The organism is Candidatus Clostridium helianthi (assembly GCF_045310795.1).
GTDB classification, from domain to species: domain Bacteria; phylum Bacillota; class Clostridia; order Clostridiales; family Clostridiaceae; genus Clostridium; species Clostridium helianthi.
Genome location: NZ_JBJIAB010000006.1, coordinates 36,606 through 57,558 on the forward strand (window position 1 = coordinate 36,606; position 20,953 = coordinate 57,558).

Annotated in this window: 16 protein-coding genes and 1 pseudogene; 7 read left to right on the forward strand and 10 right to left on the reverse strand. The window is 29.9% G+C overall.

Annotated features, from left to right (window positions below):
- Window positions 1–64 precede the first annotated feature (64 nt).
- Window positions 65–682 (forward strand): HutD family protein, encoded by a 618-nt coding sequence (locus ACJDTP_RS06610; RefSeq protein ID WP_039772633.1) that lies wholly within the window; start codon window positions 65–67, stop codon window positions 680–682.
- Window positions 683–765: 83 nt separating this feature from the next.
- On the opposite strand, the gene ACJDTP_RS06615 is transcribed toward ACJDTP_RS06610, so the two are convergent.
- The 3 genes from ACJDTP_RS06615 to ACJDTP_RS06625 all read right to left on the reverse strand — a co-directional run bounded on the left by ACJDTP_RS06615 (window position 766) and on the right by ACJDTP_RS06625 (window position 4,083).
- Complete coding sequence (locus ACJDTP_RS06615) at window positions 766–1,182, reverse strand: hypothetical protein (protein ID WP_011967639.1); 417 nt, start codon at window positions 1,180–1,182, stop codon at window positions 766–768.
- A 157-nt stretch (window positions 1,183–1,339) separates the two neighbouring features.
- Window positions 1,340–1,927 (reverse strand): rubrerythrin, encoded by a 588-nt coding sequence (gene rbr / locus ACJDTP_RS06620; RefSeq protein WP_017209758.1) that lies wholly within the window; start codon window positions 1,925–1,927, stop codon window positions 1,340–1,342.
- Window positions 1,928–2,079: 152 nt separating this feature from the next.
- Complete coding sequence (locus ACJDTP_RS06625) at window positions 2,080–4,083, reverse strand: methyl-accepting chemotaxis protein (protein WP_406760811.1); 2,004 nt, start codon at window positions 4,081–4,083, stop codon at window positions 2,080–2,082.
- A 339-nt stretch (window positions 4,084–4,422) separates the two neighbouring features.
- Between ACJDTP_RS06625 and ACJDTP_RS06630 the strand changes: the two genes are divergently transcribed.
- Window positions 4,423–5,094 (forward strand): helix-turn-helix domain-containing protein, encoded by a 672-nt coding sequence (locus ACJDTP_RS06630; protein ID WP_077868908.1) that lies wholly within the window; start codon window positions 4,423–4,425, stop codon window positions 5,092–5,094.
- A gap of 131 nt (window positions 5,095–5,225) precedes the next feature.
- Here ACJDTP_RS06630 and ACJDTP_RS06635 read toward each other — a convergent pair whose 3' ends face one another.
- Both ACJDTP_RS06635 and ACJDTP_RS06640 read right to left on the reverse strand, forming a co-directional pair.
- On the reverse strand, window positions 5,226–7,487 hold the full coding sequence (locus ACJDTP_RS06635; RefSeq protein ID WP_279269676.1) for a glycogen/starch/alpha-glucan phosphorylase: 2,262 nt from the start codon (window positions 7,485–7,487) through the stop codon (window positions 5,226–5,228).
- 219 nt (window positions 7,488–7,706) lie between these two features.
- Complete coding sequence (locus ACJDTP_RS06640) at window positions 7,707–8,483, reverse strand: phage replisome organizer N-terminal domain-containing protein (protein ID WP_077868906.1); 777 nt, start codon at window positions 8,481–8,483, stop codon at window positions 7,707–7,709.
- Window positions 8,484–9,110: 627 nt separating this feature from the next.
- Between ACJDTP_RS06640 and ACJDTP_RS06645 the strand changes: the two genes are divergently transcribed.
- From ACJDTP_RS06645 to ACJDTP_RS06660, 4 genes and pseudogenes are all read left to right on the forward strand, one after another.
- Window positions 9,111–9,584 (forward strand): MarR family winged helix-turn-helix transcriptional regulator, encoded by a 474-nt coding sequence (locus tag ACJDTP_RS06645; RefSeq protein ID WP_077868914.1) that lies wholly within the window; start codon window positions 9,111–9,113, stop codon window positions 9,582–9,584.
- Window positions 9,585–9,973: 389 nt separating this feature from the next.
- On the forward strand, window positions 9,974–10,225 hold the full coding sequence (locus ACJDTP_RS06650) for a hypothetical protein (RefSeq protein WP_172462783.1): 252 nt from the start codon (window positions 9,974–9,976) through the stop codon (window positions 10,223–10,225).
- A gap of 83 nt (window positions 10,226–10,308) precedes the next feature.
- Window positions 10,309–10,704: a metal-dependent transcriptional regulator gene (locus tag ACJDTP_RS06655; protein ID WP_077868904.1), complete on the forward strand. Its 396-nt coding sequence runs from the start codon at window positions 10,309–10,311 to the stop codon at window positions 10,702–10,704.
- 32 nt (window positions 10,705–10,736) lie between these two features.
- A pseudogene (locus tag ACJDTP_RS06660) lies at window positions 10,737–12,061 on the forward strand (CynX/NimT family MFS transporter).
- A gap of 214 nt (window positions 12,062–12,275) precedes the next feature.
- Here the strand turns inward: ACJDTP_RS06660 and ACJDTP_RS06665 are convergent.
- Together ACJDTP_RS06665 and ACJDTP_RS06670 are read right to left on the reverse strand one after the other, a co-directional pair.
- On the reverse strand, window positions 12,276–12,824 hold the full coding sequence (locus tag ACJDTP_RS06665; protein ID WP_406760812.1) for a flavodoxin family protein: 549 nt from the start codon (window positions 12,822–12,824) through the stop codon (window positions 12,276–12,278).
- 44 nt (window positions 12,825–12,868) lie between these two features.
- The gene (locus ACJDTP_RS06670) at window positions 12,869–14,074 is read right to left on the reverse strand and encodes an alpha/beta hydrolase family protein (protein WP_406760813.1); all 1,206 of its coding nucleotides are present in this window, start codon (window positions 14,072–14,074) and stop codon (window positions 12,869–12,871) included.
- Between the two features lie 129 nt (window positions 14,075–14,203).
- Here ACJDTP_RS06670 and ACJDTP_RS06675 point away from each other — a divergent pair, with 129 nt between their 5' ends.
- On the forward strand, window positions 14,204–14,815 hold the full coding sequence (locus tag ACJDTP_RS06675) for a TetR/AcrR family transcriptional regulator (RefSeq protein WP_077868913.1): 612 nt from the start codon (window positions 14,204–14,206) through the stop codon (window positions 14,813–14,815).
- A gap of 436 nt (window positions 14,816–15,251) precedes the next feature.
- Here the strand turns inward: ACJDTP_RS06675 and ACJDTP_RS06680 are convergent, their stop codons facing one another.
- From ACJDTP_RS06680 to ACJDTP_RS06690, 3 genes are read right to left on the reverse strand one after another with little or no spacing between them, the layout of a single operon-like run.
- Window positions 15,252–16,907 (reverse strand): response regulator receiver domain, encoded by a 1,656-nt coding sequence (locus ACJDTP_RS06680; RefSeq protein WP_406760814.1) that lies wholly within the window; start codon window positions 16,905–16,907, stop codon window positions 15,252–15,254.
- A complete protein-coding gene (locus ACJDTP_RS06685; RefSeq protein ID WP_406760815.1) occupies window positions 16,900–19,788 on the reverse strand; it encodes an ATP-binding protein in 2,889 nt (962 codons plus the stop codon). The genes ACJDTP_RS06680 and ACJDTP_RS06685 overlap by 8 nt, the downstream gene beginning before the upstream one ends.
- A 38-nt stretch (window positions 19,789–19,826) precedes the next feature.
- Window positions 19,827–20,945 (reverse strand): DNA cytosine methyltransferase, encoded by a 1,119-nt coding sequence (locus ACJDTP_RS06690; RefSeq protein ID WP_406760816.1) that lies wholly within the window; start codon window positions 20,943–20,945, stop codon window positions 19,827–19,829.
- Window positions 20,946–20,953: the final 8 nt, after the last annotated feature.

Genomic DNA, 20,953 nt, shown 5'->3' on the forward strand with positions numbered 1-20,953 from the left:
ATTATACATATATCTTTTAATATAATGAACATAAAATATGTGATAAATAAAGGGAGAGTAATTTATGAACTACGATGTTGAATTAATAAGAGAAAAGAGCTATAAGCCGACATTTTGGTCTGGTGGAATGGCGACAGAATTAATAACATATCCAGTAGATTCTGATTATGCAAGCCGGAACTTCTTATGGAGACTTGGTATAGCTAAAATTGATATACCGGAATCTACTTTTAGCGATCTTACAAATGTTTCACGTAAATTTATGGTTACTGAAGGCAAAATAACCCTTGATCATAAAAATAAGTATAGGAAATTACTAAAAGCCTTTGAACAAGATAGCTTCATGGGTGATTGGAAAACAAAAACTTATGGAAAAGCCTCTGTTTTTAACTTAATGACAAGAGAGAATTATAATGGTGAATTAGTTCATTTAAATATTACGCCTAGAAAAAAGTGTGTATTCAAATATCAAGTTCAATTAGATAAGGAACTTATAGCCATTTGTTTTTATGTTGTAAGTGGTAGCTTTAAATTTACTATTAACAATAAAATTTTCAAAGCTAATACTAATGATTTGCTATTGCTTAAATCCTTAAACCTAAGTTCTATACATGAATTTTTACTCTCTAGCAATTCATTAGAAATTACTAATATAATAGCAAGCGTAATTTATAGTCAATAATACTAGAATGCATTAAAAAGGCTTCATCTCAAATTACTTCTAATTTGAGATAACTCCTTTTTATTTTTCTTTTAAAATACATATTATAAACTGAAGTCCTTAATTACTACCTTAGGCTTCTTAAAGACTACCTCCTTTGTTATTTCATAGCTATCTTTATCTATAGTTATTCTATAAATATCAGGACAACCTTCTTCTCTCCATTTTTTCATATATTTTGCGGTAGCATCTATATCTGTATAATAATTTTCATCATAATAATCTGAGAATTCCAAATAAGATAATATGCATCTCTTATCTAATACTAAATTCTCTCTACCTACATTTTTACATATTGGAATAAAGAATCTTAAAGGTACTTCATATTGATATCGTCCCTTAATTTCTTTTGATTCCATAATAGCTCTTTTAAATAAAATATTTTCTTTATAATCGCTATCTATTTTTAATTTAAATATTATTTTTCCACTTTTATTCTTTTCTAATTTAGCTTTAATCATATACTCACCATCTGTCTTATTTTTATATACTTCTTTTATTTTAACACGGTAAATATGAACTGTCTAAATTTTCAAAAATACCAACGCAAAAAAGGAAACACTTAATTTAAACTTAAATATAAGTGTTCCCTCAATGCATGTCTATTTGATTTCTATATTAATAATTTTCAACAAATACTTCAAAGTATGCTTGTGGATGTGCACATGCAGGACATGCAACTGGTGCTTCTTTGCCTTCATATATAAATCCGCAATTGCCACACTTCCAAAGAGTTACTTCATCCTTCTTAAATACTGTTCCATCTTCAATATTTTTAGCTAGTTTTTTATATCTAGCCTCATGTCGTGCTTCAACTTCACTTATCTTTCTATAAACTACTGCAATTTCTGGATATCCTTCCTCTTCAGCTGTTTTTGCAAAACTTGGATAAAGGTCTGTCCATTCTTCATTTTCTCCTGAAGCTGCTGCAAGTAAGTTTTTCAATGTACTTTCGTGGAATGAGACTGGGTAAGATGCTTGTATTTCTATCTGCTCGTCAACATAATCATCCTTAAGGAATTTATAAAACCTTTTTGCATGTTCCTTTTCTTGTTCTGCTGTTTCTAAGAATATGTTCGCAATTTGCACAAACCCTTCTTTTTTAGCAATACTAGAATAGTAAGTATATCTAGTTCTAGCTTGGCTTTCCCCTGCGAATGATTTCATTAAATTTACTGCTGTTTTGCTTCCTTTTAAACTCTTCATAATCATACCTCCAATATACAAATTCTCTATATAATGATACCACTAAATAATTAAATTATCTAGGATGCTTTTAACTCTAATTCATTATTATTCCTACAAATAAAGAACAAGTTGAATTAGATTCTTACATCAAATTCAACTTGTAATTCTACCTATGTCATTTTAAACTTACTTATTTCTTCATCTAACTTTTCCGCCAATAATTGTAGCTCATCCGCATATTTTGTGAATCTATCCATAACTGCTGTTATTTCCTCTGTTGATGCAGTTACTTCTTCTGAAGCTGAAGCAGTTTCCTGTGATATTAGTGATATATTCTCAATTTCTAATACCGCTTTTTTCTTTTTCTCATCAACATCAATAATAGAAGTCTTTATCTCATCAACCTTGCTTATCATTGTTTCAATTGATCTAAGGATTTCGCTAAATATCTCCTGTGTCTTTCCTACTGCTAAATCTTGCTCTGTCACTACACTTTCTGTAGATTTAATCGCTTTAACCGCTGTATCAGACTTACTCTGGATATTTGTAATAATAACTTTGATTTCTTCTGTTGATGATTTTGATTGTTCCGCGAGTTTTCTTATTTCCTCTGCTACAACTGCAAACCCTTTTCCTGCTTCCCCTGCTCGTGCAGATTCTATACTTGCATTTAGTGCCAGTAAATTAGTTTGCTCTGTTATTTGCGAGATTGTTTCAGATATAGTATTTATCTTTCTAGTACTTTCATCCATATCTCTAACTATGCTATCAACTTCACCTGTAGCTATTTTAGTTTTCTTTGATTTCTCTATTAGTGTATCTATCATAGATAATCCTTTAGCACCTAATTCTTTGGTGCTTGCTGATAGTTTGTCCATTTCATTAGAATTTACACTTATTTTATCTAGTCTACTAGATAAGTCATTCATTTCTGTAACTCCATTTTGAGCATTTTGCGATTGATTTGTTGCCCCTTCTGATACCTCTTCTATTGCTTTTGCAACCTCTCCTATAGATGCAGTTACTTCCTCAGACATACTTGCAAGATTCGATGACGTTTCCAAAACTGTTTTTGATGATTTAGTTACATTGTTCATAAGCTCTGAAATATTCTTTAGCATTTCATTAAATGAATCAGCTAGATCCATAAATTCATCTTTTGTGGATGAAGTCATAGATACAGTTAAATCTCCACTTGAAGCTTTTTCAAATACTTCTTTTAATTTCTTAATATTATGTGCTATTCCTTTACTTAATAATAAAGATAAGACTATAGAAATCAAACATATAACTACTACTATAATTAGAGTTGTAGTTAATATTGAATTTGTGTCATTTGATAGCTCTTTTTCATCTAACGTCGCTACTAATTTCCAACCTGTAATATTATTAGTTTCATATACTCCAAACTTCTTTGCATTGTTAAAGGTATACGTTATAAATCCTTTTTCATTAGTTTTAGCATCATTCCAAAAGGATTGTTTAGATGCTGCATCAGTTCCTAATAAATCTTTATTGGGATGTGCTATCATATTTTTACCTTCTACGTCAGAAATAAAAACGTATCCAGTTCTTCCTATTTTTTTCGTACTTATTTTTTCTGTAAGTGTCTCTAAGGAAACATTCATAGCGCAAACTCCTATGACTTTTCCATCTCTTTCTACTGTCTTTGCAATAGACACAACATTTTTTCCCGTCTGAGCGTCAATAAATGGTAAAGTTATTATTACCTTTCCTTTATTATCTACAGCCTGTTTGTACCAAGGCCTTTCTTTGGGGTTAAATCCTTCTGGCATTTTACTGTTAGGATATATATCAAACTTCCCATCAGTAGTTGCAAAATATGAACTGAAAATATTACTATTACTTTCTTTTAAATTCTTTAGACTCTCTGGTATGTATGCTGCTTGTTCACTCTTATCACTGTTAACAAAGTTATAATCCGTGGATATCATAATTATCATATTACTAAATCCATCAAAATAATTACTGATTCCATCATTTACTTCTAAAAGTGTTTGCTGACTTGTTAATTTTAGTTTTTCATTAAGAATTGATCTGGCTTGTATATTAGCACCATAACCTAATATTATTAAAGGAATTACACAAATTCCCATTAAGCTAATAACTAGTTTGCTGCGAATAGTATTAACCCTAAGCTTTTCCGTTTTCATTACTATTACCCCTTTTCATAAAATTGAATAAATAACAATTTAATTTAATCAAAGCTGTTATCTATTTACATTATTTTCCCTCTTAATTTTTACAATAACAATTTACATATTCTTTTTATTATCGCACTGGGAGTTCAATTTCTTTACATATATACTATAATATTATTAATTTTTATCATAAAACCAAGTCGAAAATTGCACCTTTTTACCATATATGTTTTAATTAATTAATTACATCTTCCTTACTTACTAATACTTGATTATACTTGTATATTTTTAATATAATATGTATATATTTAATATGCATTTATAATATTAGAATATGGGGAGGAAATTATCTTGGATAATTCATTTATATCAGATATGAACATTTTTAATAATGACATATCATTCTTAATAAAACTTAGGGCAAAGCCACAAATATTAGAAATAGTTAAGAAAAAGCACTTAGACGAAATTTCCGATGAGATATCTATACAAGATAAGAAAAACGATTTGCTTATTTGGAATGCGATGTATACTAGAGAAATAGTTGAAAATGGCATTTTAACAAGATATCTTCATCCCATATATAACAAATTCTATACTTTAATTCCTACTCTTAATACTATAGAAGATTTACAAACTATTGAAATACAAATGATAGATACATACATTAATCTCCTTATAAATGACGTTGAAGTAAAAGATAACTTTGTTATAAATAGAATTTTGAAGCACCTACATCTTAATATCGAGAGCCAAATTTCATTGAAAAAATTGTCTAGAGAATTAAATCTATCTGAGGGCTATATATCAGATTGTTTTAAGAAACATATGGGCATGACTATTATGAAATATGCAAAAAAAATAAGGATAGATAGGGCTAAAGTGTTACTTGTAACTACAACTAGTAGTATTTTAGAGATAGGCTTAACCTTAGGTTTTCATGATCAAAGTCATTTCCATAAAGTATTTAAATCATTTACTGGTGTTTCACCTTCTGAATACAGAAACAATAATTTTGGATAATAAACAAACTCACTCTAATAAAAAGAAGACTAAAAACTTGAACTTTCAAGTTTTTAGTCTTTCTTATCAGTTGAATTTAGTACTAACCGGTATCGATCCCATTTAAACTAAATTATTATTTTATTTATAAATTATAACTTCCAAATGTCTTCATTGTATTGAGCAATTGTACGATCTGAAGAAAAGAATCCTGCTTTGCTGATATTAATTAATACTTTTTTATTCCAAGCTTCTCTATCTTCATAATCTTTAAATACTATATCTTTAGTCTTGATATAATCTTCAACATCGAGTAAAGTCATGAACCAATCCTTATTAACTAATTCCTTATGAAGTCTTGTAAGATTTTCTTCATCCCCAACTTTTATCATTTTATCACTTATGATAAAGTCAACCAATTCTTTTATTTCTGGCTTTTTATAGAATTCCTTAGAAACATAATCTGCATTTTTATAATGTTCGATAACTTTTTCAGAAGATTCACCAAATATATAAATATTTTCATCTCCAACTAATTCGTGAATTTCAACGTTAGCTCCATCTTCGGTTCCTAAAGTTAATGCACCATTTAGCATGAACTTCATGTTACCAGTACCTGATGCTTCCTTAGATGCAAGCGAGATTTGTTCTGAAACATCACAGGCAGGTATTAACTTAGAAGCCTTAGTCACATTATAGTTTTCAACCATAACAACTTTTAGATATTTATTAACTTCTGGATCATTATTAATTATTTCTTGTAGACAAAGAATAGTATGAATTATATCTTGTGCAATTACATAGGCTGGTGCAGCCTTAGCTCCGAATATCATTGTTATTGGTGTAGTTGGCTTATTCCCCTTCTTTATATCCAGATATTTATAAATAATATAAAGTACATTCATTTGTTGTCTCTTATACTCGTGAAGTCTCTTAATTTGGATATCAAAGATAGAATTTTCATCAATTTCTACTCCTTGAGTTTCTTTTAAATATTCCTTTAGTGCAATCTTATTTTCTTTTTTAATTTCCCCAACCTTACTTAACACTATCTTATCATTTACGAACTTAGCTAATTCTTCTAGCTTAGCAGCATCTTTCTTATATCCATCTCCGATAAGTTCTGAAATATAGCTGGCAAGTTTGTTATTGCAATGAATTAACCATCTTCTGAAGGTTATGCCATTAGTTTTATTATTGAATTTTTCAGGATATATATCATAGAATGGCTTTAACTCTTCTTCTTTTAAGATATCAGTATGGAGAGCTGCAACTCCATTTACGCTGTATCCATAGTGAATATCCATATGGGCCATGTGTACTCTCTTCTCTTCATCTATAATAGCTACTTTTTCATCTTTAAATTTAAGTTTAACTTGATTGTCCAATTCTCTGATAATTGGTAATAAGTGTGGAACAACCTTTTGCAAATAAGCTATTGGCCACTTTTCCAAAGCTTCTGCTAATATTGTATGGTTTGTATAAGCACAAGTCTTAGATACTATTTCAATGGCTTCTGACATAGTGATACCTCTTTCTCCAAGCAGCCTTATCAATTCAGGAATAACCATAGATGGATGCGTATCATTTATTTGAACAACAACATGTTCATGTAATTTATGAAGATCATACCCATTTTCATCTGCCTCAAGTAATATTAATTGTGCAGCATTGCTAACCATAAAATATTGTTGATATATTCTTAATAAGCGTCCAGCCTCATCACTGTCATCAGGATATAAGAATAATGTTAAATTCTTCTTAATATCTTCTTTGTCAAAGTCAATTCCTTCTTTAACTAAAGTTTCATCTATTGTATCTACATCAAATAGACGAAGTTTATTTGAGACTTCTTCATCATAACCTGTTACATCTATATCATAAAGTGTTGAAGTGACTGTGAATCCTGCAAATGGAACTTCAAACTTAATATCAGATTTATTTAACCAACTTTCACTTGTTATCCAAGGATTCTTAACAGCTTTTTGCTTATGATCTTCAAAAACTTGTTTAAATAATCCAAAGTGATAGTTTAGTCCTACACCATCTCCATTTAGTCCTAAAGTTGCAATAGAGTCTATAAAACAAGCTGCTAATCTTCCAAGTCCACCATTTCCTAGTGAAGGTTCTAATTCAATTTCTTCAATTTCAGCTAACTCCTTACCATTCTTAGTCAAAACATCTTTAACATCTTCATAAAGACCTAAATTAATTAAGTTATTTGATAGTAATTTACCAATTAAAAATTCAGCTGAAATATAATATAATTTTCTTTTACCTTTATTAACACCCTTTTTTTTAATAGTACCTTTTGTTAATTCTAATAATGCTAAATAGATTTCTTCGTTACTCGCCTCGTTAATTACCTTGTTAAACCTTTTCTTTAAGATTTCGTTTAAATTCTTTTCTAACATATAACTTTCCCACCTTAAATAAATTATTTATTTTTATACTCATGAGTAATATCTTCGATTTAGCCTTATTATATCAATTTGCATTAAAACTGATTGTATATTTATATTATATTTTGTATATTTATCATATGAATTTTAGGTTTATAAATTTCTATAAAAATAATTTATGATATAAACATATTGATATTATGATTAAAACCTAAACCCTTAACACATTCATCAATCGAATGTCAATGATTTAATAATGCGCTCATCTTTTCCTAACGGTCTCTCCTCTTCGAAAAAGCCACTAACTTCATCATCAATAATATCTCCTTCAAAAACTTCAATTATTGAGGCTTTTTCCTTCTTTCTTCCTTTACTCCTTCCTCTTTTAACCTTTACAGGAATATGGATGTTATTTTTTAGATCACTTGACTCTTTTTCCTTAGTTGTATCTTCTTCATTACTATTAATATCCTTATGCATATCTTCCAAGTTAGCTACCTCATCACTTTTTATATATTTACTCTCATTCTCACCTACATTATCTCCAGCGTTTATATGTTCACTTACAGCAATTGTGCTTTCATTTTTTAAATTTTCTTCACTTTTTATTTCTTCATTTCTAGCTTCTTCTTTTTCTATCTCTGCTGAATTTGATATCTTATTACTTTCAACTTTTTCCTTCAACTTAATATTTTTATGTTTAGCAAAATTCTTTACCCTATATGCATTATGTTCTATAACTTCGATCATTTCTAATTCCATTAGCACCTTTAGTGCAAGTTCAACTTGATCAATATCCCTATTAAGCTCTATTGCTAAGGTTTCAATTGTATATGGAATATTTTTTGACATAAACAAATCGCCTTCTCTATTCACTTTCCCAGCCAATATTACAACTCTTGTCCAAATATAGTTAATAAGATCTCTTTCAGGTTTTCTATCTATTATTTTAAATTTAGTATCCTCATACATATCAACTCTAAATTTGACATATTTTCTCTCTCTCATATCAATCAATCTCCTTTAAATAATATTTCCTCTATATGTATGAAATATTATTTTTCAGCAAATTTGTAAACCTATTTTTAAAAATATTTTCTCCTAAAATGCTACAATATTTTTATTTAATTTATGAGAGATTAGCTAAAAATATAGATCGATATAGTATATTTTCTACACTACTCTATGGCATAATTTCTATAATTAATTGTAAAAATGAAATAAGTATGAAGATTCAGGATTAAATCTGATTTATTCATGCCATATATATGTTCTGAATAGAGTCTATAAGAAAATCTTGTTAACTTAGATTTATTACTAAAAAAATCTTTTACGGTATATACTTTTCCTACAAACATGAGTGGTTTTTCTGGACTTTCTTGCAGAGTAATTGCTGATATATAAACTTATATTAAATTTCTATTAATATATAAATATAAGCATGCATGAAATTTACTTACACGAACTTATGCATGCTTAATATTTATAGAAATGATGTCACAGCCACATTTTTGCCTTTTTTTCAAAAGTGGCTTTTTTATCCTTTAGCCTACTATATATCATTTTGTTACGATATAAGAAATGTTAATTCAACAGTCACTTGACAAAAGTGTATGGCAGCCATATACTATTGACATGGATAGATATATAAATAACAAACATAAAATTGCATATGATTCTCTTGATTTAGCATTTTCCTTAATCGATCTTGATAAAAAGACGCGCTATTTCGGAACTGATGTGCCGATTTTTCACTCTGAAATTCATATAATAAAGGCCATTGCTGAACATCCTGGTATTCATGTTGGTGGATTAGCAGATATTCTAGGAGTAACAAAAGGGTCTGTTTCCGAAATCCTCAAAAAGCTAGAGAGAAAGGCTCTGGTTGTAAAGGAAATTGATAATCTTAATTTATCTAGATATTCGCTGAGCCTGAGTGAAAAAGGTAAAAAAGCTCATAGCAGCCATATGTACTATCATTCTATTTTAAACAGTATGTTTGAAGATGAGCTAGAAAATGCTTCCGAATATGAATTAGAATTTTTGTCAAACTTTTTATCGTCTATGATAAACAAAGTTAAATCTTTTAATGAAAACTTTGATGAATAAATACTTTACGCAAGTGTATAGCTGCTATGTTAATTTTCATTATAATTTAAGCTAGAAAATGCTAATATCAAAAAGAGAAAATTATCAGAGGTCAGATATGACTTCTGATAATAGTAAAATATGTAAGTGAATATATAAACAATTATCCCCAGGCATATGGCAACCATACACCCTTTATCTATAATCAAAGCAAGAAACTCATATTAACTATGTGAACTACCATTCTATTGTGTCAAATATAGTTGGATATGAACCACAAAATGCCTCCAAACGTGAATTGAAATTTTTCTCATTCATAATAAGCAAAATTAAGTTTTTCAATTAAAATTTTATACATGTGTATGTATGCTATACGCTTTTTCATCACAATTAAGTTAGGAGGAAATAGTATGAAAAAGAAAACATTATTAAAGTCATTTCTGAGTTTTGATAATAGTAAAGTAAGTAAGAGAAAGCATAAACCTAAAACACTTGATGCTGATGAAAGAGGTTTATGGACTGCTGAAATGAGTTTATGGGCTATCTATACTTCTTTATCCTCATGCGTTCTCTTTGGTTCTTATCCATATGAATGTCCGATATTTACACCAACGAATCTTTCCAATAGCAAATTGGAAAACAATAAATTTGATGGGCTCTAAAAAAATAAGACAAATGAGGAATTATACTAAAGTGTATGCCACCAATACGCTTTAATCTATAATTAATGCAAGGAGGATAAGTGATGTATCAAAGTAGGCGTTATTCACAGAAAAAACTTAGTCCTTCAAAAGAAGAATATTTAAAAGCCATATATAAATTATCTGAAAAAACACACTCGGTACGTTCGATTGATCTTGCTGCTTATTTAGGATTTTCAAAGCCAAGCATTAATAATGCTGTGGCTATATTGCAAGAGGCCGGATTAGTTGTTAAGCCCTTAGGTGGGGAAATACATCTCACTGATGAAGGACGTAAACAAGGCCAAATAATTATAGCTAAGTTTCAGCTAATAAAACAATTCTTAATTGCCTATTGCAATGTTAATGAGCAAACAGCAAGTAAAGATGCCTGCAAAATTGAGCATATTATCAGTGATGAAGCTACTTTTGCTCTAAAGAAATATTTAAATCAAGTATAAACATATGATAATTTTAAGGAGAAACTATATAAATGAATCAATTACGTAATGAACACACACCCAAACCACATCCACATTCAAGAAGATCCATACAAATAATACTGATAATCGGAATTACATTTACTGCAGCAAATTTGCGTGCACCTTTAACAGCAGTTGGTCCGTTGATCGATGAAATTCGTAGAAGCTTACATATTTCAAATACATTAGCGGGTATGATTACAACACTTCCGTTATTCGCTTTTGCAGGATTTTCACCTTTCGCTCCAAATTTGGCGCGAAAATTTGGCACTAAGTTAGTGCTTTTTTGGTCACTTATTTTCCTGACCTTGGGAATTATATTACGTTCATTGTTTGGAGATTTAGGACTGTTTCTTGGTACAGTAATCATTGGATTATCCATTTCTGTAGGTAATGTGCTGATTCCCAGCTTAATAAAACATGAATTTCCTGAGCGGGTCGGTGTAATAACGGGTATCTATACTGCTTCTATGGGCCTTTTTGGCGCTATAGCATCCGGTATCAGTGTCCCCGTTGCTTCAGAATCAGGAGTAGGATGGGGAGTAGCCTTAAGCATTTGGGCTTCACTTAGTTTCTTATCCATTGTCCTCTGGATGCCTCAAATTATACGAAGAAAACAAAACTATCTATTGTTCAAAGAACGGTTCATAGTGGCATTAGAACAAAAGCCAAAGACGTCCACGAAAAAAAAGATGAAATGGAGATCGTTAAGGCAAATAGTACTAGTATTAATAAGATTAATCTCTGGAAATCTCCTTTAGCATGGCAAGTGACAGTATATATGGGATTACAGTCTATGCTACTCTATTGCATGATTGCGTGGTTACCAGCTATTTTAGTGCATCAAGGTATGGATTCAAGCAAAGCAGGATGGATGCTCTCCCTTTACCAACTGGTATCTCTTCCTACATCGTTTGTTGGTTCTGTACTTGCTGGGCGTAAGGCTAATCAACGACCATTAGTTATCACTGCTTCCCTATGTGTTTTGGTAGGGCTTTTGGGAATATTCCTCGGAGAAACAGAGCTTACAGCACTATGGATGATTATATTAGGTATTGGCGGAGCTCTTACTTTTTGCTTAGCTCTTATATTTTTCAGCTCTCGTACAAGAAATGCAGACGAGGCAGCAAGACTATCCGGTATGGCTCAATCAGGAGGCTACTTACTCGCTGCTTTCGGGCCGATGCTTTTTGGTTTTCTGCATGATGCGGTTAACAACTGGACGTTGCCACTTATTATCTTAATCGGTGCTGCCGGATTATGCTTATTTGCCGGTCTAGGCGCATCGCGCAATCTTTATGTTAGTAAAAATGCTGGCAATAAAGCCACCATCTAGATCTTCTATCTATAATCTAGATTAATGCAGTAAACTGTTTTTAATTTAAAAATAACATTCCAAAAGGTGGTTTTGATATGAAAACCACCTTTTTTCCACTACAACTAGCAATCACATTATTATGGCAGCTAACTGTATGGCAAATTCTCTTCCTGCATGATAGTGTTATGTGAATATCTTAGACACAAAAGTTAAACTTCTAAAATACATTTTATTAAACTAAATTTTCTCCATTCTTAAATGCTCTTAAAGATAACTCATTAAAAACTTCATCATCAGTTCCACAGTAGTGGATGCAATCCTCTAATTTCCAACCAAATACGTCAAAAATATTATTAACATATTTAATGGCTTCTGCACCTTTTTTAGGATCTAAGCTTCCTTGAGCAAATACAGTTATTAACTTTTTACCTGGATGTCTAGGAATAAACTTATTGGGAAGCTCTTCAACCATTGGAAACGTACGATCTAACCAAGTTTTTGCCTGACCTGTAATTTGATACATATATATTGGGGAACCAAATACAATAGCATCTGCCTCAGCAATAGCTTTATACATTGGTTGTAAATAATCATTAACAGCACAGCCATCATGAGTACGACAATAAAAACATCCTTGGCATCCACGTATTCCGGTGTTATTTAAATCAAATTCAATAACCTCAGCGCCTTTGGATTTTGCTCCTTTTGCTACTTGATCTAATAATTTTGTTGTATATCCATTCTTTCTTGGACTACCTTTAAAAATAACTACTTTTGACATTTCGCATCTCTCCTTATAATATAAAAATTTAAATTCTATGATATCTATATACCCTTAAGAATCTTTTCAATCCAACTGAAAATACGTTCATTTGCGATTAATTTAGCTCCAGCTTGGCAGTGGAATTCAGCACCTTCTTCAGCTGTAAATAAAATAAAATCTTTATAGCAGGTAAGCTCCTCATACAATTGCCTTGCTTGATCTCTAAGAAATTTGTCATTTTCCGAATCAACGATTAAGGCAGGGCATTGTATTTTTTCTGTTAATCCTTTCATATAAAACTCTCCAACCTTTAGAATGAATTCAGCAGGGGTATTTACACCAAATACATACATTCCATGTGAAAAGCTCCATTTTGCTTTTGAGTTTAATTCCATTTTTTCCTTAACAGCTTTATTAAATCCCTCTGAATCAGAAAGTGCGAAATTTAAAAATTCTTCTCTTGGCATATTAAAGATACTTGTAAATCCTACTAAAAAGTCATATACTCCTCCATTAGCTATGCAGCCTGCAAGTCGATGTTCAAAAGCGGCAGCTCTTGGTGCAAGATATCCGCCTAAGCTTTGTCCCCATAAGACAATTTTCTTTGGATCTATTTCCTTTCTTGTAAGCAGATAGTCTACTACTGGGGTTATAACCTTCTCGTAGTCATGTCTAAAAAATAGTTTTTGTTTATGTACAGCTTCTCCTTGTCCTGGTCCCTCGAAGGTAATACAATGCATACCGTGTTCAAGTGCATCCATTGCCATTCCGTAAAATGCTTCTTTTGTTCCATCAAAGCCAGTCATAGCAATTAAAACTGGTTTTGGTTCCTTTGAATCCTCTAATTTATAAAAATGTCCTGAAAGTGTTGTATTTTCATAGGGGATTTTCACTTCTTCAATAACAGGCTTATTAAGTTTCATAACATTAGAAAAGCAATCTAGGCTTGAATTGTATAATTCCTCTACCTTTGAGTCTTCTGGATTTTCATGAAGGTAAAATTCTGCAATTCTATAATAATTAGAAGCTCTAAGATAGGCTTTTCTTGCACTTATCAAGTGACCATCTGAATAGCTATCCTCTGCAACTTTTTGCAAACGCTTGGCTGTTTTGGTCCATTCTTCACACCAGCTTTGATAGTCTCCCTCTTTAATTTTCTCTGCTGTTGAAACCACTTCTCCTATATCTGCAGCTTTGAAAGCAGTGTCTCCAAGAAGGCCCAATACCTTGGATGCGAATTGATCGTCTTCAAAAATCAAATTATTCATGGTCATTCTCCTTTACAGTATTTATTGTTTATGCAACACGTTGTTGCTATAATTAAAATATATCAGATACAGATTTATATTCAACCAACAATACTTATAGTTTGTTTTATATACAACAAAGGAGTGAAAATGTTGCAGAATAAACATGATATTCGAACAAAACGAACACATCAGCAAATAAGAGATTCTCTTATTGATCTTATTTTTGAAAAACGTTTCGATAACATTACAGTTGGTGATATCACCAATAGAGCTATGATTAATCGTTCTACCTTTTATAGGTATTATCAGGATAAATACGACGTTGTACTAAAAATTTTTGAAGACGCAATGGAAAAAATGAAGAAAGATTTAGGCCTTCCAAAATCCAGCCTTAAGTATCTTAATGAAGAACAAAAATCTGATCCATGGGTGAAACTATTTGATCACTTTGCTGAAAACAGTAGATTATATCTGGCAATGCTGGATGATTCATGTAACATATGGTTTATATCTAGACTGCGCAGCTACATCATCTCAATGTTAAGAGAACGTGAAAATTTACGAAGCTCCTTCATTGTAAGCAAAGAAGACTGCTCACCAGAGATACAAGAAATGGCATTCTTATTTACCGCTAATGCTTTAATCGGCACTATTGATTGGTGGTTAAAGTCAAACTGTACTCCTGATTCAGAGAAAATGTCTTATTTATTTAGATCTTATTTTAAAAATGGATATGTAGGAATGCTGAATAAAGATTAATTTTGTCTGCTGCTCTTACTACTTTTATTCCTGCCCCCCTTCCCTTAGACGAAACATCTTCAATATTGATCCCCACTAGATATTCTTTACTATAATTAATTGCAAAAATAAAAGAAGCATGAAGATTCAGGATTAGACCTGAGTTCTTCATGCTCAATATTGTAGGTTTGTAATAAAGTTTGATCAAATCAATACTTATAAAGCTGATTTTTTTGTAAAATTAAAGAATAATATTTTGAACAAAGTTTGATCAAAATATTATTTTTTTGATTTAGGCTTGTATTTATTTTTGTAATAAAGTTTAATCAAACTGTTTTATATGTACTCTATGTAACTTACATTTATTTACTAATCAATATGTAATATTAATATTACATATTCTATTATGAATATAATATCATAAACTATATGGTGGATTATTTATCATGAATACATATCAACAGTTAACTATTTGAGAAAATGTAATGCCGACTCTAGATGCATCACTTGATGCTACATTTGCAATACGTTGAGTGTAATTTTCTTCCTGCAAATTTAAATGTTTTAGCCTTATTTTTTTACTTTTATAATATCCACTTATTTCGTTATCTACATTATTATTTTCTTCTTTAATATGAATTGTAAACATTTTGTATTGCCATTTAATACACAACGCTTCATTATTCAATGTAGTAAAAGAGTAGTAATCTTTTTCTGCATTTGCTAATGCTGTATTCAATTCATTATTATTCAACGCCAATCCTTTTACAAAGTAAAAATTATTGTCTATTTTACTAGGTCTGGCACAATCGCAGTGTGGCGTTATGCATAAGAGAAATTCTTTATGTTGATCGGACGAATCCATATCATAATTCATTTCAAAGATATCTCCAAATCGTATTTTTTTATTTAACCTATTTATCTTTGATTGAGAAAAATACGCATTTAATTTTGATAGATGGAATTTAGAATCTTTTAGCGTAGGAAATTTATCAATTTCAGCTTTAGTTCTACTGATTTTATCTTCTAATAAACTTATAAAATTCGATTCTTCTGCTAACAATTTAAATGATATCTTATCATTCCATATTTTTCTCATTAACTCTTCGAATATTTCTTTGTCATGAATTTGATTATAAAAATATAAAAATGCATCTTCTTCGATATCTATCATATCTTTACCAATTGATAATGCACAATTTCTATACCTTGTGCGCATTTCTAAACCTAAAAGTGAGAAAATACTGCTTGGCCTTTTAATAATTGTATTAGCTAAATTTGAATATAGTTCTTTAGGTTCTATGTTTTTAGAATTTATTAATACTAAAGTTGTTCCTATAAATAACGCATTTTCTTCAATATAATTCACTTTATATTTTGATTGTCCAACATATCTATAAAAATTATCTTGATAAATGAATATATTTTTAATCAGAGTTATTGGATCTTCTACAGTTAATCCGTCTAACTTTAGATATTTCTTCAATATATTATTAATTTTCCCTAATGCATCTTTCTCTAATTCATTCTTCTCTATTAATTTTTGAATTTCACTATAAACAACTTTCTTATTTAGATTCATACATTCATTAAAACATGCTGATTTCAACTCTTTAAAGAATATATCACCGTCAACTCCCAATTTATCATCAAGATCTTCTAGTATATTTTCATATAATTCGTTCATGTTTTCTTCTTTAATTCCAGAAAAATATGCATCCAATTGTGGTACAATTTTATTTGCAATATCTGCTTCCGTTATATGTGTATAAATACATACAAATAACAAGTTATCCTTATTAACCGCTTGTTCTAATATTTCTAAACTGCTTGTATATTTAGGATCACTTTCAGTTAGTTCCCAATCTAAAATTAATAAATCTTTATTATCTATAATACTATCAATTCTATTCGAATTGTATTCCTCATTATATCTATTAATATCCAATAGGCATCCGTTTTCTTTAAATGTACTATATAACTTTTTAGTGCGATCTAAATCCAATTCTTCACTATCATTGTCAAAAGGTTCTACAAACCTATCATCTATACATGCAGCTGTTGCTATTGACTTTTTAACAATTTTACTTGCTATTTCCTCAAAATTAACCATTATATTCTCCTCCCAATTCGCTAATCACAAAGCATGCTCCATTAAGTTTATTGTACTTCCTATCGTTAGTAGCATAAATATCATAACCTATTGTTCTTAAATTAGTTTTAGCCAAATACAACCCTATACCTCTTCCTCCTGGTTTTTTTGTTACAAATAATTCAAATATTTTTTCTATATCTAATGGATGAATAGGTGTTCCTGAATCAATTATTAAAATTTTATCATCTATATAATCTATTAATATATTCCTATTTTCAACTGGAGTTAACCAATATATAGCATTATTTATTATATTTATGAATACAGGGTTTATAATGGATTCAAATGTATAAAATTTGTAATATTTAAAGCTTTCTGTTATTTTAAATGTTATTTTTTCCTTCTCAAATGCTTTTTTAAAAAAACTTTCTATATATTCAGCTATTCTTTCTCCACTTATTTCTGTTTTCATTCTTCTTGTAGTTTTATATAATGGTGTTAAAAGTTTATGATTAGTTTCCAAATGCTGAAATGCAATTTTTAATTGATTATGTGTATCTCTAATCGTTTCATTCTTTTTAGAAAACTCCCCAATAATTTTTATTGATTCTGACATTTGAGCATATAAAACATTAAACTCATGATCAATTATTTCTATAGTTAATCCTAATTGAGATAGTTCATGTAATTCATCTATTTTACTTTTCAACTTATCATATTCTTGCTTATACCACCCTACTAACAGTTCTTCATCAATGTCAAAATCTAGTTGCTCCAAATGCTTTATAAAAGGCTCAATTCTATTGTCTATTTCTTCTTTAGTCTGTTCATGTATATCCATTAATTTTTTTATATTGTTCTGTATTACTATCTTATTCAAATTTTCACCGACCAAATTCTTAGTTCTATCAATAAATATAGATTCTAAATTCTTTTTTTCATTTTGAAATTGGCTTCCTAAGTATAACGATGCATCAGTATATCTGTTAGTATACATATTCAAAGAATTTCTAATGTCCTTTTTATACTGAGTATATCTATTCTCAAATTCTTTATACAAATTTTCTTCCGATAATTTAGGTTGAATTTTAGCTATTAACTCATTATTTCCCTTTATAATATTGTTTGCTTCTTCAATTTTTTCATTGTATTCAAAGTATTTTCTTTCTTGTATACCAGTTAATTTACCTCTTTTGGGCTTTGATATCTTTAATTTTTTCAACTGAATTTTTTTATTTTCTAATTCTGCACTTAATAAATTAACATTATTATATATTATTTCCTTCTCATTACATGCTTTATCAAGTTTGTCCCTTAAACAATATAATTCATCTATTATCATATTTACCTTTGAATGATTGTTTTTTAGTTCACTTTTAAAACTTGCCAGAGTCATTTTATTTCTTTTCTTTTCAGCCTCCAAGATTTTTTCATTCTTAGAGATCACGTCTTCAAGTTGTTCTTGACGCATTGTTATATCATTTTCGTTACTCGCGAAATATCTTTCAGCTAAATCAATAAAGAACTCTATCAAATTACTTACCAATTCCTTGTATGCATTGTTTGCAATAAAACCTTCTCTGCCAGCTTTATCAATCAGATTAAAATTCTTATCTCTACTTATCGCTATATATCCGGCCATTCTACGATAGCTAAAAAAGTATTGACCAGCTCTTAATGTACGTCTTTTTTCAAAGTTTAAAAAGTCTGTCTCTTGCCTCCCATATGGTAAAACCCTTATACCATCTCTATATATATATAATCCACCATAGTTATTTAACTTTTTCTGATATTCTTCCCATTTTTCTTCTACTAAAATACTTTTTTTCTTTTCACCCTCTAAAAATCCAAAGCATATTTCAAATGGTCCATATGGTGTCTTTCCTGGAGATCTTGTTGGTCTAAAAGAATGTTTGGTTATTTTATTATATACTTTTACTTCTCCTGAAAAGAATCCTTGTTCATCAAAAACTCCATTAATCCAGTGATCAGCGCCAAATACATCCTCATACGAAAAGAAATCTGTATTATCAATTAAATCATATCTTCCATTTTCATCATGAATATAGAAATTGACATTAAAATCTGGTTTTTCTTTTTTGAATGAATTATAAAATCCTATCAATGAACCTCTTAAGTAATTGTCATTATATTGATACTTATTTAACTCCATTGCCGAATAGCTAAAGTCTAATATTTGTTCATATGGGTTAACTATTATGAATGTTGTTCCATGTTCATCATTTTCTTCAATATTCTTTATGCTATCATTTACAAATTCTTTGGTTAGTGATATATTGTTTAATTCATTTAAAATATTTTCTCTTAATTCTTCATGCTCGCTCCAATCGCCGGTATTTAAATTTCTTTTAAAATTTTCTATTATTTTTTTATAATTATCAAACAAATTATCTGCTGATTCAATATCATATATATCAATATCTATATCATCTAAAAACAGATTGAAATTTTCCAATATTCTCCAATCCATAAATAAACAGACACATTTTTCATTTTTCTTTTTGGATATCAAAAACATTTGATTACCTAAATATGAAACAGATAATCTCCCAATACCTTTTTCACCCATTATCGCTCGTTTCTTTTTACTAGAAGAAAACTCTATATCTAATGGCTTTCTTCTAGTTTTCGAATCAGTACCCAGAACAATCCATCTTTCCTCAAGGTCTTCTCTTGTCATTCCCATTCCATCATCAGTTACTGTAAATATTATATTCTTTAAATTTTTGTATCCACCTCTATATAAATTACATTGAATGTTATCTGCATACGCATCATACCCATTCTTCCAAAGTTCTGTTATAGCTGTAGGTAAATCAGCAATTTGCCCTTTTCCCAATAAATCAATCGCTCTTGCCTTTGCCCTAAATTTTGACATCATTTCACCTCTCAATCTTTTATAAATGTATTAATAATTTATATTACATGTAATCTTTTTGCTAATTCGATAAAATAATTACCACTTGCGGCCGCCATATCAACTGGCACAGCATTTCCTATTTGCTGAGCAATATCTTGTAAATTACCTTCAAAAATAAAATTATCATCAAATGTTTGTAATGCCGCTGCTTCTCTAGCTGAAATAGCCCTATCTTGTTCCGGATGTCCAAATCTGCCTTTACTATATGACAAACACCCTCCTGTTAGTGTAGGTGCTGGTTTATCCCAATCCATAATTCCATATACGTCTCCATATCCAACTTTCTTTTCTCCATCTTTGTTATTATGACAATCTAGTTGCAATTTTTGAGGCAAAGAATTTCTGCTTCCACCGTACTTTCGTATCATTCTAATACGTTCAAGATTTATTTCCTTAAGATTAGCTGAAGTATGATTAGGAATTATTTCATGACTTTCTCCACATTTAATTTTAGGATAATGTGATATTGTATCTCTTACAGTTTTCCACTTTTTTAAGTTTTCCCCATTTAGCCTTCCCAGTTTGCAATGTGTCTCTTTTGGAAACTCTACATCAATATTTTTAGCAATCATTTTCTTATAAACATCTCTTCTAACTCCATGTAAAACTAATCTTTTTCTTGTCTGAGGCACGCCATAATTAACAGCATTTAATACATCAAATCTAATCTCATATCCTATTTCATCAAACATAGCCAATAACTTATCAAATATTTTTTTTTCATTTTTAAGTCCTGGCACATTCTCCATCAATATGAAGACAGGTCTTATTTCATCAATTATTCTAAAATACTCAAAGACTAATAAATTCCTTTCATCATCTTCGCCTTTTTTATTTTTCTGTTGAGAAGAAAAGCCTTGACATGGTGGACATCCCGCAAGTAAAAACAATCTGTTTTTCCGTACTCCAATTTTTTTTAATATTTCTTTACCTTTTACATTCCTAATGTCTTTTCTTATTACTTTATTTTCACCAAAATTTCTTTCATAAGTATTTGCTGCTACTCCCCATAATTCAACTGCTACGCTTACTTGAATTCCTGCTTTTTCTAAACCACATGAAACTCCACCAGCTCCTGAAAACAAATCCACAGCAATCCTTTCCATCTTCTTCATATAATTCC

Bases quoted from the DNA above. Each gene is read 5' to 3' on its own strand.
- ACJDTP_RS06685 (WP_406760815.1), bottom strand. From the start codon at position 19,788: ATGTCAAAATTTAGGGCAAAGGCAAGAGCGATTGATTTATTGGGAAAA.
- ACJDTP_RS06690 (WP_406760816.1), bottom strand. From the start codon at position 20,945: ATGAAGAAGATGGAAAGGATTGCTGTGGATTTGTTTTCAGGAGCTGGT.
- ACJDTP_RS06645 (WP_077868914.1), top strand. From the start codon at position 9,111: ATGGATAGATATATAAATAACAAACATAAAATTGCATATGATTCTCTT.
- ACJDTP_RS06615 (WP_011967639.1), bottom strand. From the start codon at position 1,182: ATGATTAAAGCTAAATTAGAAAAGAATAAAAGTGGAAAAATAATATTT.
- ACJDTP_RS06665 (WP_406760812.1), bottom strand. From the start codon at position 12,824: ATGTCAAAAGTAGTTATTTTTAAAGGTAGTCCAAGAAAGAATGGATAT.
- ACJDTP_RS06650 (WP_172462783.1), top strand. From the start codon at position 9,974: ATGAAAAAGAAAACATTATTAAAGTCATTTCTGAGTTTTGATAATAGT.
- ACJDTP_RS06625 (WP_406760811.1), bottom strand. From the start codon at position 4,083: ATGAAAACGGAAAAGCTTAGGGTTAATACTATTCGCAGCAAACTAGTT.
- rbr (WP_017209758.1), bottom strand. From the start codon at position 1,927: ATGAAGAGTTTAAAAGGAAGCAAAACAGCAGTAAATTTAATGAAATCA.
- ACJDTP_RS06675 (WP_077868913.1), top strand. From the start codon at position 14,204: ATGTTGCAGAATAAACATGATATTCGAACAAAACGAACACATCAGCAA.
- ACJDTP_RS06670 (WP_406760813.1), bottom strand. From the start codon at position 14,074: ATGAATAATTTGATTTTTGAAGACGATCAATTCGCATCCAAGGTATTG.
- ACJDTP_RS06610 (WP_039772633.1), top strand. From the start codon at position 65: ATGAACTACGATGTTGAATTAATAAGAGAAAAGAGCTATAAGCCGACA.
- ACJDTP_RS06640 (WP_077868906.1), bottom strand. From the start codon at position 8,483: ATGAGAGAGAGAAAATATGTCAAATTTAGAGTTGATATGTATGAGGAT.
- ACJDTP_RS06655 (WP_077868904.1), top strand. From the start codon at position 10,309: ATGTATCAAAGTAGGCGTTATTCACAGAAAAAACTTAGTCCTTCAAAA.
- ACJDTP_RS06635 (WP_279269676.1), bottom strand. From the start codon at position 7,487: ATGTTAGAAAAGAATTTAAACGAAATCTTAAAGAAAAGGTTTAACAAG.
- ACJDTP_RS06680 (WP_406760814.1), bottom strand. From the start codon at position 16,907: ATGGTTAATTTTGAGGAAATAGCAAGTAAAATTGTTAAAAAGTCAATA.